Origin of the sequence: Pseudomonas guariconensis (genome assembly GCF_024127895.1) — a bacterium.
GTDB lineage: Bacteria > Pseudomonadota > Gammaproteobacteria > Pseudomonadales > Pseudomonadaceae > Aquipseudomonas > Aquipseudomonas guariconensis_B.
The window spans coordinates 492,170-498,879 of sequence record NZ_JAMYBK010000002.1 but is presented as its reverse complement, the minus strand read 5'-3'; the positions used below and the strand labels follow the sequence as shown (position 1 = coordinate 498,879).

4 protein-coding genes and 1 tRNA gene are annotated in these 6,710 nt (G+C 58.4%); 2 read left to right on the top strand and 3 right to left on the bottom strand.

What is annotated here, in order from left to right; genetic code table 11:
* The first annotated feature begins 303 nt into the window (after positions 1 to 303).
* The gene (locus NJF35_RS04780) at positions 304 to 4,047 is read left to right on the top strand and encodes a bifunctional diguanylate cyclase/phosphodiesterase (protein WP_253090741.1); all 3,744 of its coding nucleotides are present in this window, start codon (positions 304 to 306) and stop codon (positions 4,045 to 4,047) included.
* Between the two features lie 15 nt (positions 4,048 to 4,062).
* Positions 4,063 to 4,139, top strand: a tRNA-Ile gene (locus NJF35_RS04775).
* Between the two features lie 367 nt (positions 4,140 to 4,506).
* On the opposite strand, the gene NJF35_RS04770 is transcribed toward NJF35_RS04775, so the two are convergent.
* The 3 genes from NJF35_RS04770 to NJF35_RS04760 are packed head-to-tail and all read right to left on the bottom strand — an operon-like array spanning position 4,507 to position 6,453.
* On the bottom strand, positions 4,507 to 4,884 hold the full coding sequence (locus NJF35_RS04770) for an ASCH domain-containing protein (RefSeq protein ID WP_253090740.1): 378 nt from the start codon (positions 4,882 to 4,884) through the stop codon (positions 4,507 to 4,509).
* A complete protein-coding gene (locus NJF35_RS04765; RefSeq protein ID WP_253090739.1) occupies positions 4,862 to 5,911 on the bottom strand; it encodes a GNAT family N-acetyltransferase in 1,050 nt (349 codons plus the stop codon). The genes NJF35_RS04770 and NJF35_RS04765 overlap by 23 nt, the downstream gene beginning before the upstream one ends.
* Before the next feature lie 5 nt (positions 5,912 to 5,916).
* Complete coding sequence (locus tag NJF35_RS04760; RefSeq protein ID WP_253090738.1) at positions 5,917 to 6,453, bottom strand: ATP-binding protein; 537 nt, start codon at positions 6,451 to 6,453, stop codon at positions 5,917 to 5,919.
* Positions 6,454 to 6,710: the final 257 nt, after the last annotated feature.

Here is a 6,710-nt window from a genome sequence, read left to right as displayed (position 1 = left end):
GCGGCGACCACACATGATGCGGTTTGCACGGACAATGTGGGAGCCGGCTTGCCGGCGATGGGGCGCGAAGCGGCCCCAAATGACAACTGAAAGTCTTAACTGACCGGCATTGGGCCCAGGCCGGGGTTTTTCTTTTGGGGCAATGCCATTGGGGCAGGCGCTTGCCATGCACCGGCGAGCCAGCCGATTCGCGGGCAAGCCCGCTCCCACGGCCCCCCCCCCCCCGGCAGGCCGGACAATCTCCCACCGCCCACCCAATGCCCGTCTACACTCGAATTCAGACCCCCTGAACGAGAGGCCGCTATGCCCTTTATGCCGGCCCTTCTGTTGCTGATCCTGCTCATCTGGAACACAACGGCCGGCGCCCTGACCCTGACCGACGAGGAGAAAGCCTGGCTCAGCGCCCATCCACAGCTGCGCCTGGGCATCGACGCGTCCTGGCCCCCTTTCGAGTTCCGCGACCAGGAAGGCCGCTACCAGGGATTGGCCGCCGACTACATCACCCTGATCCAGGAACGCCTGGGCGTCACGCTCAAACCCGTCGAGCCCAGCAATTGGACCCAGGTGCTGGAACAGGCCCGGCAGAACCGCATCGACCTGCTGCCAGGCATCATGTCGACGCCGGAGCGCCAGACCTACCTGGCCTTCACCCGCCCCTACCTCGATTTCCCCATCGTTATCCTCGCCCACGAAGGCGGCCCGCAACCACGCACACTGAAAGACCTGTACGGCCTCAAGATCGCCGTGGTGGAAAACTACGCCCCCCACGAACTACTGCGCAGCCACCACCCCGACCTCAACCTGGTGGCCCTGCCCAATGTCAGCTCAGCCCTCCAGGCACTGGCCATCGACGAGGTGGATGCCGTGGTCGGCGACCTCGCCTCGAGCATCTGGAGCCTGCGCCAGCTCAAGCTCGAAGGCCTCTACGTGAGCGGCGAGACGCCCTACCGCTATCAACTGGCCATGGCTGCCCCACGGGAGAACAAGCTGCTGGTCGGCATCCTCGACAAAGTCATGGCCGACATGAGCAGTGGCGAAATCAACCAGATCCAGCAACGCTGGGTCGGCAACGTCGTGGATCAACGAACCTTCTGGCACGACATGCTGCTCTACGGCCTGCCCGCCGTCCTGCTGCTGGTGGCCATTCTCGCCGTGGTGATCCGCATCAACCGGCGCCTGAGCTCGGAAATATCCCGGCGCATCGCCCTCGAACAGGAACTGCGCAGCAGCGAGTACCACTACCGCAGCCTGGTCGAAAGCCTGTCTGCCATCGCCTGGGAAGCCGACGCCAACGACTTCACCTACAGCTACGTCTCGCCCCATGCCGAGGACCTGCTCGGCTACCCGCTCAACGAGTGGCTCAAGCCAGGCTTCTGGCGCAGCATCCTGCACCCCGAAGATGCGCTCTGGGCCCAGGCCTACTGCGACAGCGAAACCGCCGCCGGGCGTGACCACAACCTCGACTACCGGGTGATCCGCGCCGATGGCCACACCCTGTGGGTACGCAATATCGTCAGCATGATCGAGCACGGCCACCGTCCGCTGATGCGCGGCCTGATGATCGACATCAGCGAGACCAAACGCACCGAAGACGCCCTGCGCCTGTCGGAGCAGAAGTTCGCCTCGGTGTTCCAGCAATGCCCGGACATCCTGTTGATCGCCAGGCACAGCGACGGCTGCCTGCTGGAAGTCAACGAGGCCTTCGAGGAGCAGATCGGCCTGAGCGCGGCCCAGGTGATCGGCCGCACCGCCACCGAGCTGGACCTGTGGGCCGTCGCCGGTGCCGGCCCGGCCTTGCTCGAACGCCTGCACAGCGGCGGCATCCGCAACCTGGAAATGAGCTTCCGGCGCAGCAATGGCCAGCTGTTCACCGGCCTGACCTCGGCCGAGACCTTCGACCTGGACGGCATCCCGGCCCTGGTGGTCGCCGTGCGCGACATCAGCCAGCTCAAGGAAACGCAACAGCAGTTGCAGACCTCCGAGGAGAAGTTCGCCAAGGCCTTCCACGCCTCGCCCGACGGCCTGCTGCTGTCACGCCAGAGCGATGGCCTGCTCATCGAGGTCAACGAAGGCTTCTGCCGCCTGACCGGCTACGACATCAACCCAGCTATCGACCAGACTTCCCTGGACCTGGGCATCTGGGTCGACCTCAACGAGCGCAGTCGCCTGGTCGAGCAACTCAAGCGCGACGGTTTCGTGCGCGACTTCGGCTGCCACATCCGCCGCAGCGACGGGCAGATCCGCCTGTGCGAACTGTCCGCTCGGCCACTGCCGATCGCCGGGGTCGACTGCATGCTGACGATCGCCCGCGACATCACCGAACGCCACCTGATGCAGGAAAAACTGCAGCTGGCCGCCACGGTGTTCGAGAACACCGCCGAAGGCGTACTGATCACCGACCCCGACCAGCGCATCAGCGCGGTCAACCGCGCCTTCAGCGAGATCACCGGCTACAGCGAGATCGAGGCCCTCGGCCAGACCCCGCGCCTGCTCGCCTCCGGCCAGCACGACAGCGCCTTCTACGCCGCCATGTGGCACCAACTGACCGCTGAGGGCCACTGGCAAGGCGAAATCTACAACAAGCGCAAGAACGGCGAACTCTACCCCGGCTGGCTGACTATCAGCACCGTGCGCAACAGCGAGCGTGGCATCACCCACTTCGTCGCCGTGTTCGCCGACATTTCCAGCCTCAAGCACGCCCAGGCCAAGCTCGACTACCAGGCTCACCACGACCCGCTCACCGGCCTGCCCAATCGCGCGCTGTTCGAGAACCGCCTGCAAGCCGCCCTCACCTGCGCACAGATCTCCAATCGCCAGGGCGCGGTGCTGTTCCTTGACCTGGACCGCTTCAAGCACATCAACGACAGCCTCGGCCACCCGGTCGGCGACCTGCTGCTCAAAGGCATCGCCCAGCGCCTCAAGGAGCAGGTGCGCGACGTCGACACCGTGGCCCGCCTGGGCGGCGACGAATTCATCATCCTCCTGCCCGGCCTGCACAGGCCCAGCGACGCCAGCGCCATCGCCAACAAGCTGCTGGCCTGCTTCCACGCCCCATTCCAGGCCGGTGAACACGAGTTCTTCACCAGCGCCAGCATCGGCATCAGCCTTTATCCACAGGATGGCAGCGACGTTGCCAGCCTGATCCGCAACGCCGACGCCGCCATGTACCGCTCCAAGGCCAAGGGCCGCAACCGTGTCGAAGCCTACACCCGCGACCTCACCGCCCAGGCCAGCGAACGCATCGCCCTGGAGCATGAACTGCGCCGCGCCATCGAGCGCAACGAGATGAGCCTGTGCTACCAGCCCAAGTTCAGCCTCAAGACCCAGAGCCTGGTCGGCGCCGAAGCCCTGATCCGCTGGAGCCACCCGACCTTCGGCGAAGTCCCGCCGGAGCACTTCATTCACCTCGCCGAGGAGAACGGCACCATTCTCCAACTGGGCGACTGGGTGCTGGAGCAGGCCTGCCGGCAGATGCACGCCTGGAAGCGCACCCATCAACCGTTCGGCCCCTTGTCGATCAACCTCGCCGGCGCCCAACTGCGCCAACCCAACCTGGCCAGGCGCATCGAACACCTGCTCAAGGCCTACCAGCTCAAGGCGGGCGACTTGCAGTTGGAAATCACCGAGAACTTCATCATGAGCCAGGCCGAAGAGGCTCTGGCCATTCTTCACCAGCTCAAGGCCCTTGGCGTACAGCTGGCCATCGACGACTTCGGCACCGGCTATTCGTCCCTGAGCTACCTCAAGCGCCTGCCCCTGGACATCCTCAAGATCGACCAGTCCTTCATCCGCGGCCTCCCCGACGACCCCCACGACGCCGCCATCACCCGCGCCATCATCGCCCTTGGCCGCAGCATGCAGCTGACCATCATCGCCGAGGGCGTGGAGAACCAGGCACAACAACGCTTCCTCGCCGCCGAAGGCTGCGAGCAGATCCAGGGCTACATCGTCAGCTTGCCCCTACCGCCCGAGGAGTTCGCCGCTACCTGCCTGCGCATAGCACTATCGGATCTTTCAGATGGCACCGTCTCGAAACCCTCGTTATAATCCGGCCACCTCCTGGGGCCTATAGCTCAGTTGGTTAGAGCAGAGGACTCATAATCCTTTGGTCCACGGTTCGAGTCCGTGTGGGCCCACCAATAAAATCAATGGCTTACGTCCAATCAGCGTAAGCCATTTGTGTTTCAGGCCAGAAATTTTCCCCGTTTTGTCCCCGTTTCGTCCCCATCACGCGACGACCGGAAGCGACCTACATCCGAGACTGCAGGCGCCCGATACTTGGCTCGGATCGGAAGGGGTGAACGTGCTGCAGGTGCTGTGTGATCTGCTCGACCTAGTGGAGCAGATGAACCTGCATATCGCGGGTCATGTTCATGGTAGCAGCCCTGTACCGAGCAGCGCCGCGTTATTCAATCAAGCAGCCATTTACGCAAACGAACTAGCCAGTAAAACCAAGCCTATTACACTATAAGACATAAAAAAGCCCGCACTAGGCGGGCTTCAAAGTCAATCTCTTATGTAGCAAAACGACTGCGGCGCAGAGCCACTAGGAATATACTCCTTAAGACTTTGAGGTGTTTCGTAACGTCTCACCGCAGCCACTTTGATAGCATGTGCAAGCTCTCTACCATCAAAATATTCATTAAAGAACTTTTTGGTAATCCCCGAAAACCTGCTTGTGAGGTTCCAAATCTCCTTCGGATTATCAGTGAGGACTTCTTCAAAGTCAAACTCCCCAATAACTTTGCCGACAGGCATAGTGGCATAAATCACCACCGTTTTGACGTCAGGATTCCTAAATATAGACTTCCTGAATTCAAACCGTTTTTTGCCCTGCAGTATTTTTTCCGCATACTCAGGCTTAATTGATAACAATACCTTCATCTATTTGGCCCGCCCGTATGATGGAATCAAACTGATTCTTTGTGAGCGACATGAACCCCGGATATGCGTTGGCATCCAGTCCGAATTGCTCAATCATTTCGCCACGGGTCACGCGTCGCTTCAGCGCAGCATTATACGTAAACCTGAAGACGTGAGGGTATCTTTTTCTGGCCCAGAAGTCATTCAGCTCAGCATCACTGAAAACGCTGTATGGCTGGCAATACGCCATGAACTCATCCCGCGATGCAAAGGTGTAGATGGACCGGTACTCCTCAAGTACACCGACGGAGGTTGCAACAGACCGATAGTGAGCCGGACCGACGCCATCACTGGTCCGATAAATCAGAAGAATATCACCTGGTTTAAGATGCTCAAGCCCTCTCATCGCTGAGAGATAAACCTTGTGGATACTATTGGTATGAGAAACATCTTCGATGATGCGCGCATTCTCATTATTTAAGATTGAATCAGGGAGAAGCCGTGTATGCCACTCAGGCCTCAATGAAAGCAAGTATCTGTTTACTTCTAGATTATTCACAGTAGGGTAGGACTTAACGAGATCCCCCTGCAGCTTACTCAGTGTCTTGAGAAGAACCAACTCAACACCATTGGCAGAGCGTTTTTCTGCAACCGGGGTGAAACCGTACTTCTGAAATAACCCAATAAGAACATCGTGATGAGGAAACACTGTTACGTAGATTTCATCTACCCCATTATGTAGGGCATGATCGAAAATCTTTTTTAAAAATCGCTCGCCCAGCTTTGTTCCGCGAGCATTGATCTTCATTGTGCCCACTTTAATACGTCTTTTAGGAGGCAGAGGTGGCGTCACATCTGTAACGGCACCCTCTTCGGTCTTTAGGTAGAGGAAGCCATTCACATGCCCACGTTCATCTTCAAACACGTATGCAGTATCTTCAGCTTTACGTGCAAACCAGTCTGAGAACTCACTGTAATCTTTCAAAAGAGACGCAAAAAAATCATCTTGCAAATTAATGCTTTTAAACTTCTTCTGAATAAGCTCCATCTAACTCAATTCCTGGCAGAAAAATTAATAATAGTTTCAATGCAATCCACAAAAGACTCTACTGACGGGTTATGCATTAAAAACAATGGAACCTTCAACTCTAAAGACGTGCGAAGAGCAGCCCGCCTCTCTGAGTCCATGAAACTCTTAAGATCCCCAGCATTAGCGTTCGAATCGCGCTGCAGTAGGCGCTGCGCGACCACTTGGGGCTCGTTCTCGATGAGAACGATTGCCGACGGACCGAGCCGCTGGAAGGTCTCCATAGGAATTTCCTCGAAAACACCTGGAGCCTTTTTCAGAACAAAATGTCCATCTAGAACCAGAGCGGCTTCCTGCGCCAAGATCCGATCGACTGCGATGGTGAGAGCATCTTGATTGCTCGCTATTTCTGTAACGATTTTATCATCGCCCCAGGTCTCCGCCCGCTTTTCCTCCTTGATGAGCTGGCTCGCGCTAGCGTGTTTCACGCCAACGGTGACCGACATTTCTCGGCATAGGTGGGTTTTGCCTACGCCATGTATCCCAGCGACAAAGATGATCATTGCTAATCTCCCTATTAGTGATAGCAGTACGCCAGTCAGTGCAGCTGCTGTCAATCCACCCTTAGCCCAGCGGTCACCAAATCTGCAGCCTCGAAATAAAATGTTGGAGAAAAATCACTTATCCCCCTCCCGCCGACGCGCTTTCCGTCGAAAAAAAGTGCAAAGGCCGTGGGTAGTGCAACGGAACGCCCGGCCCAGGCCCGCTGCGGGCTCTGGCAGCAGATCGGCCATTGCACTGAGTGCAAGGTTTGGCAAAG

What these genes read in the sequence shown, in the direction of transcription:
- NJF35_RS04780 (WP_253090741.1), top strand. Translation starts at nt 304, where the DNA reads ATGCCCTTTATGCCGGCCCTTCTGTTGCTGATCCTGCTCATCTGGAAC.
- NJF35_RS04760 (WP_253090738.1), bottom strand. Translation starts at nt 6,453, where the DNA reads ATGATCATCTTTGTCGCTGGGATACATGGCGTAGGCAAAACCCACCTA.
- NJF35_RS04770 (WP_253090740.1), bottom strand. Translation starts at nt 4,884, where the DNA reads ATGAAGGTATTGTTATCAATTAAGCCTGAGTATGCGGAAAAAATACTG.
- NJF35_RS04765 (WP_253090739.1), bottom strand. Translation starts at nt 5,911, where the DNA reads ATGGAGCTTATTCAGAAGAAGTTTAAAAGCATTAATTTGCAAGATGAT.